The sequence below is a fragment of the Methylocaldum sp. MU1018 genome, from assembly GCF_053646775.1.
Genome location: NZ_CM132195.1, coordinates 3,366,467 through 3,382,255, shown reverse-complemented (window position 1 = coordinate 3,382,255; position 15,789 = coordinate 3,366,467). Strand labels below are relative to the sequence as shown.

Sequence of the window (15,789 nt, the reverse complement as noted above, 5' to 3'; positions counted from 1 at the left end):
AAGAATTAGAGAGGTATTCAGGTCGTGTCCAAAGAGAAATTTACGCGCACAAAGCCGCATGTGAACGTCGGGACGATTGGTCATGTTGACCATGGCAAGACGACCCTGACGGCGGCCTTGACAAAGGTGGGTGCGGAGCGCTTTGGTGGTGAGTTCAGAGCGTACGATCAGATCGACGCGGCGCCGGAAGAGCGGGCGCGCGGCATCACGATCGCCACGGCGCACGTGGAGTACGAGTCCCCTACGCGTCACTATGCGCACGTCGATTGCCCCGGTCACGCCGACTACGTCAAGAACATGATCACCGGTGCAGCCCAGATGGACGGCGCGATCCTGGTCTGCTCGGCCGCGGACGGTCCGATGCCGCAGACGCGCGAGCACATCCTGTTGGCGCGCCAGGTCGGCGTTCCCTATATCGTCGTGTTCCTGAACAAGGCCGACATGGTGGATGATCCCGAGCTGCTCGAGCTGGTCGAGATGGAAGTGCGCGAGCTGCTGTCCAAATACGATTTCCCTGGGGACGATACTCCGATCGTGCGTGGTTCGGCCTTGAAGGCCTTGGAAGGGGATCAGAGCGAGATCGGCGTGCCGGCCATCCTGAAGCTGGTCGATGCGCTCGATGTCTATATCCCCGAGCCGAAGCGCGACATCGAAAAGCCGTTCCTGATGCCGATCGAGGACGTGTTCTCGATTTCTGGGCGCGGCACCGTGGTGACCGGGCGTATCGAGCGCGGCAAGATCCGGGTCGGCGAGGAAATCTCCGTCGTCGGTATTCGCGACACCACTAAGACCACCTGTACCGGCGTCGAAATGTTCCGCAAGTTGCTGGATGAGGGCGTGGCGGGCGACAACGTCGGCGTGCTGCTGCGCGGCACCAAGCGGGAAGATGTGGAGCGCGGTCAGGTGTTGGCAGCGCCGAACACCATTACCCCGCACACCCATTTCGAGGCGGAGATTTACGTGTTGTCCAAGGAGGAGGGCGGTCGTCACACGCCGTTCTTCAATGGCTATCGTCCGCAGTTCTATTTCCGTACCACGGACGTGACTGGCGCGGTCGAATTGCCGGAAGGCGTGGAGATGGTGATGCCGGGCGACAACGTCAGAGTCACGGTCAAGTTGATCGCGCCGATCGCGATGGAAGAAGGCTTGCGCTTCGCCGTGCGCGAAGGCGGTCGTACCGTCGGGGCGGGCGTCGTGTCCAAAGTGTTGGAGTAGTTCTGTGCAAAAGCAGCGAATCAGGATACGTCTGAAGGCGTTTGATCATCGATTGATCGATCAGTCGGCCAGTGAAATTGTCGAAACGGCGAAGCGAACCGGGGCGCAGGTTCTTGGTCCGATTCCGTTGCCGACCAAGAAAGAGCGTTATACCGTTCTTATTTCGCCTCACGTCAATAAAGACGCGCGCGACCAGTACGAGTTGAGAACTCATAAACGCCTGATGGACATTATCGAGCCGACGGATAAAACCGTTGATGCCTTGATGAAGCTCGATCTTGCGGCTGGTGTGGATGTACAAATAAAGTTGAATTGATGTATTAGGAGCGATCGATGGCGCTAGGTTTAATAGGACGGAAGTGCGGTATGACCCGTATCTATGTCGAAGACGGCTCCGCAGTGCCGGTTTCCGTGATCTATGTGGAGCCCAATCGCGTCGTGCAAGTCAAGGCTATGGAGACCGATGGTTACCGGGCGATCCAGGTAACTACCGGGGTTAAGAAGAGATCTCGCTTATCTCGACCCGAATCCGGGCATTATGCCAAGGCGGGTGTCGAGGCTGGGCGCGGGTTGTGGGAGTTTCGTCTCGAACACGACGAGGCGGGTGACTATTCTGTCGGATCCGAGCTGAATGTCGATGTTTTTCAGGAAGGCCAATACGTTGATGTGCAAGGCACGAGTATCGGTAAAGGGTTCGCCGGTGTAGTTAAGCGGCATAATTTTAGAACACAGGATGCTACGCACGGTAACTCGCTATCGCATCGGGCTCCTGGTTCCATCGGTCAGAATCAGTCGCCGGGTCGCGTATTTAAAGGCAAGCGAATGGCGGGGCATCTTGGCAACGTTACGACGACCGTTCAGAGCCTCAGGGTGTGTGCAGTCGATAAGGAGCGCTCGCTGTTGCTGATCAAAGGGGCTGTGCCTGGCGCTAAGGGTGCGGACGTCGTTATTAGGCCGGCTGTTAAGAAGTAAAGAGGGTAATATGGGATTGCAGATTCCATCGGCGGTCGATGGCGGTTCGTCGCTCGAAGTCTCAGAAGCGGTTTTTGGACGAGATTACAACGATTCTCTTGTTCACCAGCTCGTTGTCTCTTATTTTGCTGGTGCGCGGTCTGGCACTAAAGCTCAAAAGACGCGCTCCGAGGTGAGTGGGGGCGGGGCGAAACCCTGGAAACAAAAAGGCAGTGGCCGTGCGCGCGCCGGTACGACTAGGAGTCCTTTGTGGCGCACGGGTGGTGTTACTTTCGCGGCACGGCCTCGGTCATACGATCAAAAATTAAATAAGAAAATGTACCGCGCAGCCATGAGGTCGATCTTGTCGGAACTGCTGCGTCAAGGGCGTCTGTTTATTAGTGACGATATTTGCCCGAATGTGCCGAAGACGAAAGAATTTCTCAAGAAGTTGAAGAAGGTGGGTGTGGACCGCGGGCTCGTGGTTACTGACGCCGTCGACGAGAACCTTTTTTTGGCCGCACGGAATTTACGAGACGTTCTGGTTTGTACGGCTAGTTCTGTAAATCCTGTCGCGCTTGTGAATAGTGAAAAAGTAATTTTGACATCGCAGGCCGCAAAGCAACTAGAGGTCGCCCTAACATGAGACAGCTGGAATTGATGAATGTGATCGAGGCGCCGATTATCTCGGAAAAAAGCACCTCTGTTGCTGAGGGCTCCGGGCAGATCGTTTTTCGCGTAAGGAGGTCCGCAACCAAGCCTCAAATCAAGCAGGCGGTTGAGCTCCTGTTCAAGGTGGAGGTTGCGTCGGTTCACGTGATGAATGTGGGCGGAAAGGTCAAGAGATCCGGGCGATTTGTCGGAGAGCGCTCCGATTGGAAGAAGGCCTACGTGAAATTGAAGCCGGGATTCGATATTGATCTGTCCGTTGCTTAGGGCGGCAACGGTGCGTTGACAAGTAAATAATTGCGGAAATATCAGATGGCGCTTATAAAATCCAAACCTACCTCGGCCGGCTCCCGGTTTGTTGTCCGAGTACGGACCGATGGCCTCCATAAAGGAAAACCCTATGCCGGGCTCGTAGAGAAGCAAACGAGAAATTCCGGTCGAAATAATCAGGGGCGGGTAACCACACGTCATAAGGGCGGTGGTCACAAAAAGTTTTACCGCGTTATCGATTTCAAGCGCGACAAGCTGGATATCCCCGGAAAGATTGAGCGGATCGAGTACGATCCCAATCGGACGGCGCATATCGCTTTGGTTGTGTACAAGGATGGAGAGCGCCGCTACGTGATCGCACCCAAGGGTGTGAGCGCGGGGAACGAAATCATATCCTCCGAATATGCGTCGATCCGTCCGGGCAATTGCCTTCCGATCAGAAATATACCGATCGGTGCCCTTATTCACTGTATTGAACTTAAACCCGGTAAAGGCGCTCAATTGGTTCGGAGCGGAGGAGCATCGGCCCAGTTGGTGGCAAAAGAGGGTGCTTACGCCACGATTCGTTTGCGGTCGAGTGAAATGCGTAAGGTGCTCGCCGATTGCAAAGCCGTGATCGGCGAGGTTTCAAATCATGAGCATAACCTAATTTCGCTAGGCAAGGCCGGCGCCACGCGCTGGCGGGGTATACGACCTACCGTGCGAGGTGTCGTAATGAACCCTGTGGATCACCCGCATGGCGGCGGCGAGGGCCGTACGTCCGGTGGTAGACATCCGGTTTCTCCTTGGGGTGTACCCACGAAAGGATACAAGACCCGAAACAATAAGCGCACTGATGCCATGATCGTGCGGGGTCGTAAGCAAAAATAAATATGAGAGGTAGAAAACGTGCCACGCTCGATTAAGAAGGGACCGTTTGTTGATCATCACCTACTGAAAAAAGTAGCGGAGATAAGCCAGTCTGGAACGAAAAGGCCCATAAAGACTTGGTCACGCCGCTCGATGATCATTCCGGAAATGATCGGTTACACCTTGGCCGTCCATAATGGTCGTCAGCACATTCCGGTACTCGTGACCGACAATATGGTAGGGCATAAGCTCGGTGAGTTCGCGCCGACACGGACGTACAAAGGCCATCAAGCCGACAAGAAGACCAAATAATCGGGGTGGTACAACATGGCAACAGTTGCAAAGCTTAACAATACCCGGGTATCGGCTCAAAAATGCAGGCTCGTGGCGGATCAAATTCGCGGATTGAGAGTTGACAAAGCCATTGATCTTCTCAGCTATAGCACGAAAAAGTCGGCGCGAATCCTGAAAAAAGTGCTTGAGTCGGCAATAGCGAATGCCGAGCACAATGACGGAGCTGACGTGGACGAGTTGTTGGTCAGTGCGATAGAGGTAGCTGAAGGGCCTACGTTGAAGCGCATGTCACCGCGTGCAAAAGGGCGTGCTAACCGCATTCTCAAGCGCACATGTCATATAACGATTTACGTCGCAGAGCATCGATAAAGGGTATTTATGGGGCAGAAAGTTCATCCGACCGGGATACGGCTCGGCTACATTAAAGATTGGACCTCCCGCTGGTATGCGCCGAGTAAGGATTATTCGGCTTTTCTTTTCAATGATTTGAAAGTTAGGGAGTTTCTTAAGAAGAAGCTTGGGCATGCGTCGATCAGCCGAATCCAAATAAACCGGCCGGCTAATAATGCCCACATTACCATCCATACCGCAAGACCCGGATTGGTAATCGGAAAAAGGGGCGAGGATATTGATGCTCTAAGAAAAGAGTTGTCCTCAATGATGAGGATTCCCGTCCAGGTTAGTGTAGAAGAGATTCGCAAACCTGAGCTCGATGCTCAGCTCGTAGCGGAAGGCGTGGCTCAGCAATTAGAGAAGCGAATCATGTTTCGCCGGGCTATGAAGCGCGCTGTAACCAATACTCTTCGCCTTGGCGCCGAAGGTGTAAAGATTAACGTAAGCGGACGGCTCAACGGCGCGGAAATCGCGCGCAGCGAATGGTACCGAGAAGGACGCGTTCCGCTCCATACGTTTCGTGCCGATATCGATTACGGTTTCGCTGAGGCGAAAACGACGTACGGAGTCATCGGGGTGAAGGTCTGGATCTTCAAAGGTGAAGTTTTTTCAGCCACAGAAAGCGAAACGAAAAGTGTCGCTTCATCTGAGGCATAATTGGGGCTAGTCGACCATGTTGCAGCCGAAGAGAACTAAATATAGAAAACAGCAGAAGGGTAGAAACACCGGCCTGGCTACGAAAGGTAATCGGGTAAGTTTCGGCGAGTTCGGCTTGAAAGCCGTAGAGCGCGGACGGATTACCGCAAGACAAGTCGAGGCTGCGCGAAGGGCGATTACCCGACATGTGAAGCGTGGCGGAAAAATGTGGATCCGCGTTTTTCCGGATAAACCGATATCCAAGAAACCGTTGGAAGTTCGTATGGGAAGCGGAAAGGGAAGCGTGGAGTACTGGGTTGCCGAAATAAAACCAGGTGCCATGTTGTATGAGCTTGAGGGAGTCAGCGAAGAACTGGCTCGTGAAGCATTTGGCCTTGCGGCGGCTAAACTTCCTATAAAAACAACATTTTCGGTCCGGACGGTGATGTAAATGAAAGCCAGTGAACTTAGGTTGAAGACCGAAGCTGAGCTTAATGAACTGGTGCTCGAATTGCATCGGGAGCGGTTCAACCTCAGAATGCAAAAAGCAACGGGGCAATTGAGTAAACCAGACCAATTGCGAACCATCAGGCGGGACATTGCGAGAGTAAATACGGTCCTGACGGAGAAGAGCGTTTAGTATGAGCGAAACAGCGAAGACATCCCGAACGATTACGGGAAGAGTTAGCAGTTCAAAAATGGATAAAACCGTAACCGTGTTGGTCGAGCGGATGGTGTCCCACCCGGTATATGGCAAATTTATTCGCAGAACGAGCAAAGTGTTGGCTCATGACGAAAATAATGAGTGCCAAGAGGGTGATGTCGTTATCGTTTCGTCTTGCCGTCCGATTTCCAAGAAAAAAGTCTGGAAGCTGGACAGGGTAATCGAGCGGGCAAAATGACACCGATAAGCGCAAAGGCAAGAAAGAAGGAGTATCCAAGATGATTCAGATGCAAAGCAACCTGGATGTAGCCGACAACAGTGGCGCGAAAAGGGTCATGTGCATCAAGGTGCTCGGCGGTTCTCATCGGCGGTATGCAAATATTGGCGACATCATCAAAGTTAGCGTCAAGGACGCTATCCCGCGTGGTCGTGTTAAAAAGGGTGAAGTCTACAACGCGGTGGTTGTGAGAACGAGAAAGGGGGTACGCCGGACGGATGGATCGGTTGTACGATTCGACGGCAATGCCGCCGTTTTGCTCAATAATCAGCACCAACCGATCGGCACGCGTATTTTTGGGCCGGTTACGCGAGAATTGCGCTCGGAAAAGTTCATGAAGATCATTTCGCTTGCGCCCGAAGTGCTTTAACGAGGAGCAATCCGTTATGCGAAAGATTAAAAAAGGTGATCAGGTTGTAGTGCTCAGCGGTAAGGATAAGGGGAAGCGCGGGGCGGTTCTGTCGGTTTCGGCTGATGATCGACTGGTCGTCGAAGGGGTCAATCTAGTTCGCAAGCACCAGAAGCCGATTCCGATGAGAGGAATCAACGGCGGTATAGTAGAGAAGGCCATGCCGATTCATCTATCCAATGTGGCGCTTTACAACCCCGGAACGAACAAACCAGATAAGGTTGGTTTCAGGCTTTTGGCTGATGGTAGAAAAGTTCGTTATTTTAAGTCCACAAACGAAGTTATCGACGTTTGAGTTGGCGGAACACAATTATGGCTAGGTTGCAATCTATATACAAAGAACAGGTGGTTCCCGAGCTGATCAAGCGGTTCAACTACGGGTCGGTGATGCAAGTTCCGCGACTGGAAAAGATTACCCTCAACATGGGGGTCGGCGAAGCCGTGGCCGACAAAAAAATACTTCAGAACGCGATGGACGACCTTCAGAAAATTTCCGGCCAGAAGCCGATTATAACGATCTCGAGAAAGTCGATCGCAGGATTCAAGATTAGGGAAGGTATGCCCATAGGATGTAAAGTTACGCTGCGTCGTGATAGGATGTACGAATTTCTCGATCGGCTCATCAATATCGCGATACCGCGAATCCGGGATTTCCGAGGCTTGAGTTCCAGATCGTTCGACGGCCGTGGAAATTACAGCATGGGTGTTAGGGAGCAGATTATTTTTCCCGAGATTGATTACGATAAAATTGATGCTATTCGAGGCATCGATGTAACTATCACAACCTCTGCTGCAAGCGATCAAGAAGCGCGTGCGCTGCTCGAGCAATTTAGATTTCCGTTTAGAACTTAGGGAAGCACAATGGCGAAAAAATCAATGATCGCGCGCGAGAAAAAGCGCCAATCGCTGGTTGATAAATATTTTAAAAAGCGGTCTGCATTGAAAGCGGTCGTGCAGAGTGCTTCCTCAACGGATGAGGAGAAATATGAGGCACAACTCAAGCTTCAGCAATTACCCAGAGATGCTTCGCCATCCCGTCTTCGCAATCGCTGCAGTCTTACCGGAAGGCCTCATGGTTTCTATCGAAAGTTCGGTCTCGGTCGGAACAAATTGCGCGAGTCGGTTATGCGGGGCGACGTCCCTGGTGTGACCAAGGCAAGTTGGTAAAGGTACGGGCAAGTTTCGGCCCTCGTGAGCCGAACCGTTTTGTTTACGGAGTTTTTTGAAATGAGTATGACCGATCCCTTGGCTGATATGATCATCCGTATAAGAAACGGGCAGGCTGCGGGGAAAAGCGAAGTGGTGATGCCATCGTCGAATGTAAAAGCGGCAGTATGCCGGGTGTTGAAAGACGAAGGCTACATCTTGGATTATCAGGTAAATCATCGCGAAAACAAAGCCGAGCTTTGCGTAGTCCTCAAGTATTACAAAGGTCAGCCGGTAATCGAGCAGTTTGAGCGAGTCAGCACCCCGGGTCGGCGTATGTACCGGTCCAAAAACAAGCTTCCTGCGGTTCTGGGGGGGCTGGGGGCCGCGATAGTATCGACTTCCAAAGGTGTTATGACGGACAAGGAGGCGAGAGATGGCGGTCATGGTGGCGAAGTTCTCTGTCTGGTATCGTAATCACGCTTAGAGACTTTTCAATGTCCAGAATAGCAAAAAATCCAATTGCTCTACCCAAAGGGGTAGAGGCGAGCATGGCTGGTAATGTGATCACGGTAAAAGGTGCTAACGGCACACTGAGCCGGAATATTAGTCCTAAAGTTCAGGTCAGCCTTTCGGAAGGTGTGATATCAATATCAGCAGATAAGAGCGACAAGCAGGCAAATGCTCTGGCGGGTACTACGCGAGCGAACATCGCCAATATGGTTACAGGCGTAAGCGTCGGGTTTGTTCGTAAGCTGACGATGGTCGGCGTCGGATATAGAGCTCAGGCCAAGGGCGATGTGCTAAGTCTTTCGCTTGGATTTTCTCATCCGGTAGAACTCACGGCGCCTAAGGGAGTGACGATCGAAACTCCGTCGCAGACGGAGATCGTGGTGAAGGGTTCCGATAAGCAAAAGGTGGGTCAAGTTGCTTCCGACATAAGGGCTTACCGCCCGCCGGAACCTTACAAAGGAAAGGGGGTTAGATATTCGGACGAAGAAGTCGTCAGAAAAGAAGCTAAAAAAAAGTAGGTAAGTGATGGACAAGAAATCGGCAAGGCTGAAGCGAGCAGCAAAGGCTAGAGCTATCATTAAATCATTAGGCGTCAATCGGCTTACCGTTCATCGGACACCCAGGCATATTTACGCGCAGATTACGAATGCCGATGGCTCAAGAGTTCTAGCTTCGGCATCGACTGTTCAATCTGATGTAAGGTCGGCGTTGGATAGTACCGGAAACATTGAGGCTGCCAGGACTGTCGGTAAATTGATAGCGGAAAGAGCTCTCTCGGTGGGTGTGTCGAGCGTCGCCTTCGATCGGTCTGGTTTTAAGTATCATGGGCGCGTGAAGGCGCTCGCCGATGCCGCGCGTGAAGCCGGACTCGGATTTTAGGAGGAGTTATGGCGAACCTAAGTTCTCAGAGCGGCTCGAGCGAAGGCTTTCAAGAAAAGTTAATTGCAGTTAGGCGTGTTGCAAAAGTAGTTAAAGGCGGACGTCAATTTGGATTTACCGCGCTTACAGTTGTAGGTGATGGTAATGGGCGTGTAGGGTATGGTTTATGTAAGGCACGCGAAGTTCCCGTCGCGATTCAAAAATCAATGGAGCAAGCGCGCCGCAACATGCGCAAGGTCAGCCTGAACGGCGATACGCTGCATTATGCAGCGACGGCATCTACTGGGGCGGCTAAAGTATTTATGCAGCCGGCTTCCCAAGGAACGGGGATTATCGCAGGTGGTGCGATGCGTGCGGTATTCGAGGTTGTAGGAATACATAATGTACTTGCTAAGTGTATCGGAACGAATAATCCGATTAACGTCGTTCGAGCAACGATTAAAGGGTTGACTGAAATTCGCGATCCACGGTTTATTTCCGCAAAAAGAGGTAAGGTTGCGGATAATCGTTCGGGGAAAGGAAAATGAGCGCTAAACAACTCAAGATTACGCAGGTGAAAAGCGAGATCGGGCGATTAAAGTCGCACCAAGCATGTTTGCGTGGCCTAGGCGTGAGACGCATGCACCGGCCTGTGTACGTTTCCGCAACGGCAGCTAATTGCGGAATGATCAATAAGGTAGCGTACATGCTCAAGATTGAGGAAGTTTAAATGTTCTTAAATTCCATCAAGCCGTCTGAAGGTAGTCGAAAGAAAAAGGTACGCGTTGGTCGCGGTATCGGTTCTACGCTAGGTAAGACTTGTGGCAAGGGGCACAAGGGGCAGAAAGCGCGGGCCGGCGGATTCCACAAGGTCGGATTCGAGGGCGGTCAGATGCCGCTTCAGAGAAGGCTACCAAAGGTTGGATTTAAATCGAGATCCAAGGTATTTTCTGCTGAAGTTAGGCTAAACGAGTTGAACGGATTTGCGGGTTTGACCATCGATGTTCAAGCATTGAAGGCGGCCAGTGTAATACCGGCGCAGGCGCGCTCAGTCAAGATTATTGACTCTGGCGAGATTACCGCTGCGGTTGCTCTTGTCGGTGTAAAAGCAACCAAGGGTGCGCGTTCTAAAATTGAAGCGGCTGGCGGAACGATCGAGGCGTAAGTGAGCACCTCTACCTCAACTCTTAGCGATAGATTTGGGAGGCTGACAGAGCTTCGCCAAAGGCTTTTTTTTGTTATCGGTGCCCTTGTGGTTTATCGAATCGGGGCTCATGTTCCTATCCCAGGAGTCGACCCGAAAGCCTTGGCTGCGATGTTTTCTCAGCAGGGTGGTTCGATACTAGATATGGTCAATATGTTCTCGGGCGGAGCTTTGAAGCGTCTTAGTATCTTCGCTCTCGGGATTATGCCGTACATTTCTGCTTCCATTATCATGCAGTTGATGGCTGGCGTCATTCCGAAGCTGGAGCAGATAAAGAAAGAAGGCGAGTCGGGGCGAAAAAAGATTAATCAATACACGCGTTATGGGACAGTTTTTCTGGCTACGTTTCAGGCTGTCGGAGTGGGTTTGGCGCTTCAAAACCAGTCTGCTTCTGGGGTGCCGGTAGTTATCAGTCCCGGAATCCATTTCCTATTTATCACAGCCGCGTCGTTGGTGTGCGGGACGGTGTTCTTGATGTGGCTTGGAGAGCAGGTCACGGAAAGAGGGATTGGAAACGGCATATCGATCATTATTTTTGCCGGTATCGTGGCGGGACTGCCGTCAGCGATAGGGGGCACACTTGAGTTGGCGCGAACGGGCGAGTTGGCCATGATCAGCATCGTCGGGTTGTTCGGTATCGCGCTTGCGGTGACTGGGCTTGTCGTTTTTGTGGAGCGTGGACAGCGGCGGATAACGATCAACTACGCTAAGAGACAAGAGGGCCGGCGAATGTACGCTGCGCACAAGAGTTTCTTGCCTTTGAAATTAAATATGTCAGGGGTAATACCGCCTATATTTGCCTCCAGCATCATTTTGTTTCCTGCGACGCTTGCAGGCTGGTTCGGGAACAGTAAAGGTCTTGGGTGGCTGCAAGATATTGCTACTACGCTGTCACCCGGCCAGCCGCTGTACGTGCTGTGTTATGCTAGCGCAATCGTATTTTTCTGCTTTTTCTATGCCGCCCTAGTATTTAACTCGAACGAAACGGCAGAAAACTTGAAGAAATCCGGAGCGTTTGTTCCTGGTGTTAGGCCAGGACAGCAGACTGCGGCATATATCGATGCCGTAATGACGCGGTTAACCTTGGCGGGTGCGATCTACATTACTGCGGTATGCTTGCTGCCAGAGTTTCTGATCGTTTACTGGAACGTTCCGTTTTATTTTGGCGGGACTTCGTTGCTGATTATCGTAGTGGTGGTGATGGATTTTATGTCGCAAATTCAGACCTATATCATTTCGCACCAGTATGAAGGCCTCCTGAAAAAATCGAATATTAAACTCAGCTAGCGTGGTCATAGAATCACGGTAGATACCGTCATCAATGAGGGGAATTTCAATGAAGGTTCGTGCATCGGTTAAAAAGATCTGCCGAAATTGCAAGGTTTTAAAGCGAAAAGGGATAGTTCGTATAATTTGTAAAGATGCGCGTCATAAGCAACGTCAAGGCTAAGCTTGTAATAGCATGTTGATAAGTGACGTGGTATGATGCGAAATTCAGCCCAAGTCCAGAGATTCGATACGGAGGCAGGATAAATGGCACGAATTGCGGGAGTTAATATTCCCGATCATAAGCACCTGATTATTTCGTTGATGGCGATTTATGGTGTCGGTAAATCTAGAGCGGCTTTGATTTGTCAGGGTGCGGGTCTTGATCCCTCGGTGAAAGTAAAGGAGCTGGGGGAGGCGGAGATCGAGAAAATCCGCGAAGAAGTTGCGAAGTTTGTGGTTGAAGGTGACCTGCGCCGCGAGAGCGCGATGAACATAAAGCGATTGATGGACTTGGGTTGCTATCGCGGACTAAGGCATCGCCGAGGGCTTCCAGTCAGGGGGCAGCGTACCAGAACAAATGCGCGAACCCGTAAAGGCCCACGTCGGCCGATTCGCAAGTAAATAGAAAGAATTGTTTTCGAGGTAAGGCATCGACATGGCTGCATCAAGTCGTCCCGCAAAACGGATTAAGAGAGATATTTCGGACGGAATCGTTCATATCAGTGCGTCGTTCAATAATACCATTATCACTATAACCGATCGTAAGGGTAATGCATTGGCGTGGGCGACGGCTGGGGCTTCGGGGTTTCGTGGATCTCGGAAAAGCACTCCCTTTGCTGCGCAAGTCGCCGCGGAAAAAGCGGGTAGCATAGTGAAGGATTATGGTGTGAGGAATCTCGATGTCCGAATAAAGGGGCCGGGTCCGGGTAGAGAATCGGCAGTTAGAACGTTAAATAATATGGGGTTCAAGATTACGAACATCATCGACGACACTCCGATACCTCACAACGGCTGCAGGCCTCCTAAGAAGCGACGCGTATAAGTAGAGGGGCGAAAAATGGCGAGATATTTAGGGCCGAAATGTAAGCTAAGTAGGAGAGAGGGGACTGACCTGTTTCTTAAGGCCAGGGGCAAGTCTCTCGATGGGAAGTGCAAGTTGGACCAGCAGCCGGGCCAGCATGGTCAGAAGCGCGCAAGAATGTCCGACTATGCCACCCAGCTCCGCGAAAAGCAGAAGCTGCGCAGAATCTACGGTGTGCTGGAGCGGCAGTTCCGCAAGTACTATAAGGCTGCGGCAGGCAAAAAGGGATCGACTGGCGAAAATTTGCTGAATCTGCTTGAGTCGCGCTTGGATAACGTTGTTTATCGTATGGGGTTTGCGTCCACCAGAGCGGAGGCGCGCCAGCTCGTCAGTCATAAGGCGATAATGGTCAATGGCCGTGTATTGAATGTTCCTTCATACCAGGTCGGGCCTGGCGATGTTATCGACGTGCGGGAGTGCGCTAAGTCGCAGTTGAGGATTAAGGATGCGCTACAAGTTTTGGAGCAGTATGGATTTCCGGCGTGGGTTGAGGTGGATTCGAAGCAGATGCGCGGCATATTTAAGGCTGTGCCTGATCGCAGCGACTTGGGCTCAGACATAAATGAGCAACTGGTTGTTGAGCTGTACTCCAAATAATTGTTCCTAATCGATGCAAAACTACTTGCCCAATCTAATTAAACCTCGCTTGGTTGATGTTAATCCGACGGATAGGAATAGCGCGAGGATTGTAATCGAACCTTTAGAGAGAGGGTTCGGGCATACGCTCGGAAATGCACTGAGGCGAGTGCTGCTTTCGTCGATCCCGGGGTGTGCGGTCACAGAAGTGACGATAGAAGGCGTCTTGCACGAATATTCCACTATTGATGGTGTGCAAGAAGACGTCATCGACATTCTTTTAAATCTCAAGAACCTTGCTATCCGTATTTCAGGCGGGCAGGAGGCGACTCTTCGGATTAATAAAGCAGGCCCTGGTCGAGTTTCTGCAAGCGACATTGAGCTAACTCATGATGCGGAAATCTTAAATCCGGAATTGGAGATCGCTAATCTCACCCACTCCGGAAAGCTGAGCATGACGCTGAAAGTCGAAAAGGGACGCGGTTATCAACCGGTCAGTGCGAGGAACTCAGGGGCAACGGAATCTGCGGTGGGCGTCCTCAACGTCGATGCTTCGTTCAGCCCGATTCGACGCGTGTCATATGTGGTGGAGAACGCACGCGTTGAGCAGCGAACGGATTTGGATAAGCTTATCCTGGAGTTGGAGACTAACGGAACGGTCGATCCAGAAGAGGCCGTTCGGCAAGCGGCATCGATTTTAAACGAACATTTGTCGGTGTTTATCGCTCTACAGAGCGAGGAGGCACCGCGAGTTAGTGAAGGAAAGCCTCAATTTGATCCTCTATTGCTGAGATCGGTTGATGATCTTGAGCTAACGGTGCGGTCTGCAAACTGTTTAAAGGCCGAGAATATCTTTTATATCGGTGACCTTATCCAAAGAACGGAAGTGGACCTTCTCAAGACTCCGAATTTAGGGAAGAAATCGCTCACCGAGATCAAGGATGTGTTGGCGACCAAGGGGCTTTCGCTTGGCATGCGGCTCGAGAACTGGCCGCCCGAGGGTCTTAAGAGAGAACAACAAGACTCGTAAAAATAATGTGGGTATAGCAAATGCGGCATCGTAATTCGGGTAGAAAACTTAATGTTACCGGTAGTCATAAGAATGCTTTGTTCCGGAATATGACTGTCTCGTTGATACAGCATGAAGTCATTCAGACGACCTTGCCGAAGGCAAAAGAGATCAGGCGCTTTGCCGAACCCCTGATAACATTGTCGAAGAAAAACAGCGTGGCGGCGCGACGTATTGCGTTCGCCCGCATCAGGGATCGCGACGCGGTTGTGAAGCTGTTTGATGAATTAGGTCCTAGATTTCGGGATCGATCGGGCGGATATCTACGGATTTTAAAGTGTGGATTTCGGAAAGGCGATGCTGCGCCAATGGCGTATGTGGAGCTTGTTGATCGACCGGACGCATAAAAGCGCGAAAGATGCGGGTTCGGCCCGCGGATTCTTCAAACACGATGGCCTGTCTGACCAAATGCTTGGCGGACGGGCCATTTGTTATTGTGGTGCGATGTCACGTTTTGCGAAGCGCTCAGAGATACTCGTGCCGAATAACGAAGCTCTGCCTCTTGATTTCGATAACGACACGGGACTGTTGCCTGGATTGAACGATCATGAATTTATTCGAGAATTCGGTTATGCAATCTAGGCCACTTATTATGGGGATCCTCAACGTAACGCCGGATAGTTTTTCCGATGGCGGGCAGTATTGCGGAGAGACCGAGGCGTTAGCGCATGCGCAGAGAATGTTGTTGGAAGGAGCCGATATTATCGATGTTGGCGGCGAGTCTACGCGGCCAGGTTCTGAACCGGTTAGTGAAGCGGATCAATTGGCGCGCGTCATCCCGGTCATTCGAGCATTGCGCTCTCACTTGCCGGCGGCTGTCGTAATAAGCATTGATACGACGCGGAGCAGAGTTGCAGATGCAGCTATTTCTGCGGGCGCGAATATGGTCAACGATATTTCGGCCGGGAGGGATGATCCGGAAATTTTGGCGGTGGCTGCAAGGGAGGGCGTTCCTTTGGTGCTTATGCACATGCAGGGTAGCCCGAAGAATATGCAGGACAATCCGAAATACGAGGATGTAGTCGAAGAGGTTTTGGCGTTCCTGATGGAACGGGTGGAGGCGGCTAGGGATGTCGGGGTTAGGCCGGAAAATATTATCATTGATCCAGGCATCGGATTCGGAAAGCGTAGAGACGACAACCTCAGATTGATTAGAGAGTTGGGGCGGTTTACGGCGACCGGCTACAAAGTCTTGCTTGGAGCGAGCCGTAAGAAATTTATGGGAGCTATTTGCGGCGAGAGTCGCCCCTCGGAACTAGCCGGCGCGACGATTGCGACGACGGTTCTCGGGGTGGCTGCGGGCGTTGCCTTATTTCGGGTTCATGACGTAAAGCCGAACCGGCAAGCGGCAGATGTTACTGCTGCGATTTTGAGGATGTGAAATTAATCTGCGTCTAATCTGAAGGCTGGTTCCGAAGTCCGATTGCTTTGAAGCGGAATAGCGGT

General features: G+C 51.7%; 31 protein-coding genes. All 31 read left to right on the top strand.

Annotation, left to right across the window (positions count from 1 at the left end; translation table 11 throughout):
- Positions 1-24 precede the first annotated feature (24 nt).
- A complete protein-coding gene (tuf, locus tag ACWJKU_RS15555) occupies positions 25-1,215 on the top strand; it encodes an elongation factor Tu (protein WP_454143667.1) in 1,191 nt (396 codons plus the stop codon).
- Between the two features lie 4 nt (positions 1,216-1,219).
- Entirely contained in the window at positions 1,220-1,531 is a 312-nt protein-coding gene (rpsJ, locus tag ACWJKU_RS15550) for a 30S ribosomal protein S10 (RefSeq protein WP_324877509.1), read from the top strand.
- Positions 1,532-1,548: 17 nt separating this feature from the next.
- Positions 1,549-2,187 (top strand): 50S ribosomal protein L3, encoded by a 639-nt coding sequence (gene rplC / locus ACWJKU_RS15545; RefSeq protein ID WP_454143665.1) that lies wholly within the window; start codon positions 1,549-1,551, stop codon positions 2,185-2,187.
- A 10-nt stretch (positions 2,188-2,197) separates the two neighbouring features.
- Positions 2,198-2,812 (top strand): 50S ribosomal protein L4, encoded by a 615-nt coding sequence (gene rplD, locus ACWJKU_RS15540; protein WP_454143663.1) that lies wholly within the window; start codon positions 2,198-2,200, stop codon positions 2,810-2,812.
- The gene (gene rplW / locus ACWJKU_RS15535) at positions 2,809-3,102 is read left to right on the top strand and encodes a 50S ribosomal protein L23 (RefSeq protein WP_454143661.1); all 294 of its coding nucleotides are present in this window, start codon (positions 2,809-2,811) and stop codon (positions 3,100-3,102) included. The genes rplD and rplW overlap by 4 nt, the downstream gene beginning before the upstream one ends.
- Positions 3,103-3,147: 45 nt before the next feature.
- Entirely contained in the window at positions 3,148-3,975 is an 828-nt protein-coding gene (gene rplB / locus ACWJKU_RS15530; RefSeq protein WP_454143659.1) for a 50S ribosomal protein L2, read from the top strand.
- Positions 3,976-3,993: 18 nt separating this feature from the next.
- The gene (gene rpsS, locus ACWJKU_RS15525) at positions 3,994-4,266 is read left to right on the top strand and encodes a 30S ribosomal protein S19 (RefSeq protein ID WP_454143657.1); all 273 of its coding nucleotides are present in this window, start codon (positions 3,994-3,996) and stop codon (positions 4,264-4,266) included.
- A 15-nt stretch (positions 4,267-4,281) separates the two neighbouring features.
- Complete coding sequence (rplV, locus tag ACWJKU_RS15520) at positions 4,282-4,617, top strand: 50S ribosomal protein L22 (protein WP_454143655.1); 336 nt, start codon at positions 4,282-4,284, stop codon at positions 4,615-4,617.
- Between the two features lie 9 nt (positions 4,618-4,626).
- The gene (gene rpsC, locus ACWJKU_RS15515; protein WP_454143653.1) at positions 4,627-5,298 is read left to right on the top strand and encodes a 30S ribosomal protein S3; all 672 of its coding nucleotides are present in this window, start codon (positions 4,627-4,629) and stop codon (positions 5,296-5,298) included.
- A gap of 16 nt (positions 5,299-5,314) precedes the next feature.
- On the top strand, positions 5,315-5,728 hold the full coding sequence (rplP, locus tag ACWJKU_RS15510; RefSeq protein WP_454143651.1) for a 50S ribosomal protein L16: 414 nt from the start codon (positions 5,315-5,317) through the stop codon (positions 5,726-5,728).
- Positions 5,729-5,917 carry a 50S ribosomal protein L29 gene (gene rpmC, locus ACWJKU_RS15505; protein WP_454143649.1) on the top strand — a complete coding sequence of 63 codons (189 nt, stop codon included), beginning with the start codon at positions 5,729-5,731 and terminating at the stop codon, positions 5,915-5,917.
- Position 5,918: 1 nt separating this feature from the next.
- The gene (rpsQ, locus tag ACWJKU_RS15500) at positions 5,919-6,179 is read left to right on the top strand and encodes a 30S ribosomal protein S17 (RefSeq protein WP_454143647.1); all 261 of its coding nucleotides are present in this window, start codon (positions 5,919-5,921) and stop codon (positions 6,177-6,179) included.
- A gap of 40 nt (positions 6,180-6,219) precedes the next feature.
- Complete coding sequence (rplN, locus tag ACWJKU_RS15495) at positions 6,220-6,588, top strand: 50S ribosomal protein L14 (protein ID WP_454143645.1); 369 nt, start codon at positions 6,220-6,222, stop codon at positions 6,586-6,588.
- Positions 6,589-6,604: 16 nt separating this feature from the next.
- Positions 6,605-6,922: a 50S ribosomal protein L24 gene (rplX, locus tag ACWJKU_RS15490; protein ID WP_454143643.1), complete on the top strand. Its 318-nt coding sequence runs from the start codon at positions 6,605-6,607 to the stop codon at positions 6,920-6,922.
- 17 nt (positions 6,923-6,939) lie between these two features.
- Positions 6,940-7,479, top strand: coding sequence for a 50S ribosomal protein L5 (rplE, locus tag ACWJKU_RS15485; RefSeq protein ID WP_454143641.1), 540 nt, complete (start codon positions 6,940-6,942; stop codon positions 7,477-7,479).
- A 9-nt stretch (positions 7,480-7,488) separates the two neighbouring features.
- Positions 7,489-7,794, top strand: coding sequence for a 30S ribosomal protein S14 (gene rpsN, locus ACWJKU_RS15480; RefSeq protein WP_454143639.1), 306 nt, complete (start codon positions 7,489-7,491; stop codon positions 7,792-7,794).
- A 60-nt stretch (positions 7,795-7,854) separates the two neighbouring features.
- Positions 7,855-8,250, top strand: a complete 396-nt coding sequence (gene rpsH / locus ACWJKU_RS15475) for a 30S ribosomal protein S8 (RefSeq protein WP_454143637.1) — start codon at positions 7,855-7,857, stop codon at positions 8,248-8,250.
- A gap of 20 nt (positions 8,251-8,270) precedes the next feature.
- The gene (gene rplF, locus ACWJKU_RS15470; RefSeq protein ID WP_454143635.1) at positions 8,271-8,804 is read left to right on the top strand and encodes a 50S ribosomal protein L6; all 534 of its coding nucleotides are present in this window, start codon (positions 8,271-8,273) and stop codon (positions 8,802-8,804) included.
- A 7-nt stretch (positions 8,805-8,811) separates the two neighbouring features.
- Positions 8,812-9,165: a 50S ribosomal protein L18 gene (rplR, locus tag ACWJKU_RS15465; RefSeq protein WP_454148153.1), complete on the top strand. Its 354-nt coding sequence runs from the start codon at positions 8,812-8,814 to the stop codon at positions 9,163-9,165.
- Between the two features lie 8 nt (positions 9,166-9,173).
- On the top strand, positions 9,174-9,692 hold the full coding sequence (gene rpsE / locus ACWJKU_RS15460) for a 30S ribosomal protein S5 (protein ID WP_454143633.1): 519 nt from the start codon (positions 9,174-9,176) through the stop codon (positions 9,690-9,692).
- Positions 9,689-9,874 carry a 50S ribosomal protein L30 gene (gene rpmD / locus ACWJKU_RS15455; protein ID WP_454143631.1) on the top strand — a complete coding sequence of 62 codons (186 nt, stop codon included), beginning with the start codon at positions 9,689-9,691 and terminating at the stop codon, positions 9,872-9,874. The genes rpsE and rpmD overlap by 4 nt, the downstream gene beginning before the upstream one ends.
- Positions 9,875-10,309, top strand: a complete 435-nt coding sequence (gene rplO, locus ACWJKU_RS15450; RefSeq protein ID WP_454143629.1) for a 50S ribosomal protein L15 — start codon at positions 9,875-9,877, stop codon at positions 10,307-10,309.
- Positions 10,310-11,635 (top strand): preprotein translocase subunit SecY, encoded by a 1,326-nt coding sequence (gene secY / locus ACWJKU_RS15445; protein WP_454143627.1) that lies wholly within the window; start codon positions 10,310-10,312, stop codon positions 11,633-11,635.
- A gap of 49 nt (positions 11,636-11,684) precedes the next feature.
- Positions 11,685-11,798 (top strand): 50S ribosomal protein L36, encoded by a 114-nt coding sequence (gene rpmJ, locus ACWJKU_RS15440; RefSeq protein WP_324877549.1) that lies wholly within the window; start codon positions 11,685-11,687, stop codon positions 11,796-11,798.
- Positions 11,799-11,881: 83 nt separating this feature from the next.
- Positions 11,882-12,238: a 30S ribosomal protein S13 gene (gene rpsM / locus ACWJKU_RS15435; protein WP_454143625.1), complete on the top strand. Its 357-nt coding sequence runs from the start codon at positions 11,882-11,884 to the stop codon at positions 12,236-12,238.
- Positions 12,239-12,272: 34 nt separating this feature from the next.
- On the top strand, positions 12,273-12,659 hold the full coding sequence (gene rpsK, locus ACWJKU_RS15430) for a 30S ribosomal protein S11 (protein ID WP_454143623.1): 387 nt from the start codon (positions 12,273-12,275) through the stop codon (positions 12,657-12,659).
- Positions 12,660-12,674: 15 nt separating this feature from the next.
- Positions 12,675-13,295, top strand: coding sequence for a 30S ribosomal protein S4 (gene rpsD, locus ACWJKU_RS15425; protein WP_454143621.1), 621 nt, complete (start codon positions 12,675-12,677; stop codon positions 13,293-13,295).
- A 13-nt stretch (positions 13,296-13,308) separates the two neighbouring features.
- On the top strand, positions 13,309-14,304 hold the full coding sequence (locus ACWJKU_RS15420) for a DNA-directed RNA polymerase subunit alpha (RefSeq protein WP_454143619.1): 996 nt from the start codon (positions 13,309-13,311) through the stop codon (positions 14,302-14,304).
- 20 nt (positions 14,305-14,324) lie between these two features.
- Positions 14,325-14,690 (top strand): 50S ribosomal protein L17, encoded by a 366-nt coding sequence (gene rplQ / locus ACWJKU_RS15415; protein ID WP_454143617.1) that lies wholly within the window; start codon positions 14,325-14,327, stop codon positions 14,688-14,690.
- A complete protein-coding gene (locus ACWJKU_RS15410; protein ID WP_454148206.1) occupies positions 14,623-14,925 on the top strand; it encodes a hypothetical protein in 303 nt (100 codons plus the stop codon). The genes rplQ and ACWJKU_RS15410 overlap by 68 nt, the downstream gene beginning before the upstream one ends.
- On the top strand, positions 14,891-15,724 hold the full coding sequence (gene folP, locus ACWJKU_RS15405) for a dihydropteroate synthase (RefSeq protein ID WP_454143615.1): 834 nt from the start codon (positions 14,891-14,893) through the stop codon (positions 15,722-15,724). The genes ACWJKU_RS15410 and folP overlap by 35 nt, the downstream gene beginning before the upstream one ends.
- Positions 15,725-15,789 lie beyond the last annotated feature (65 nt).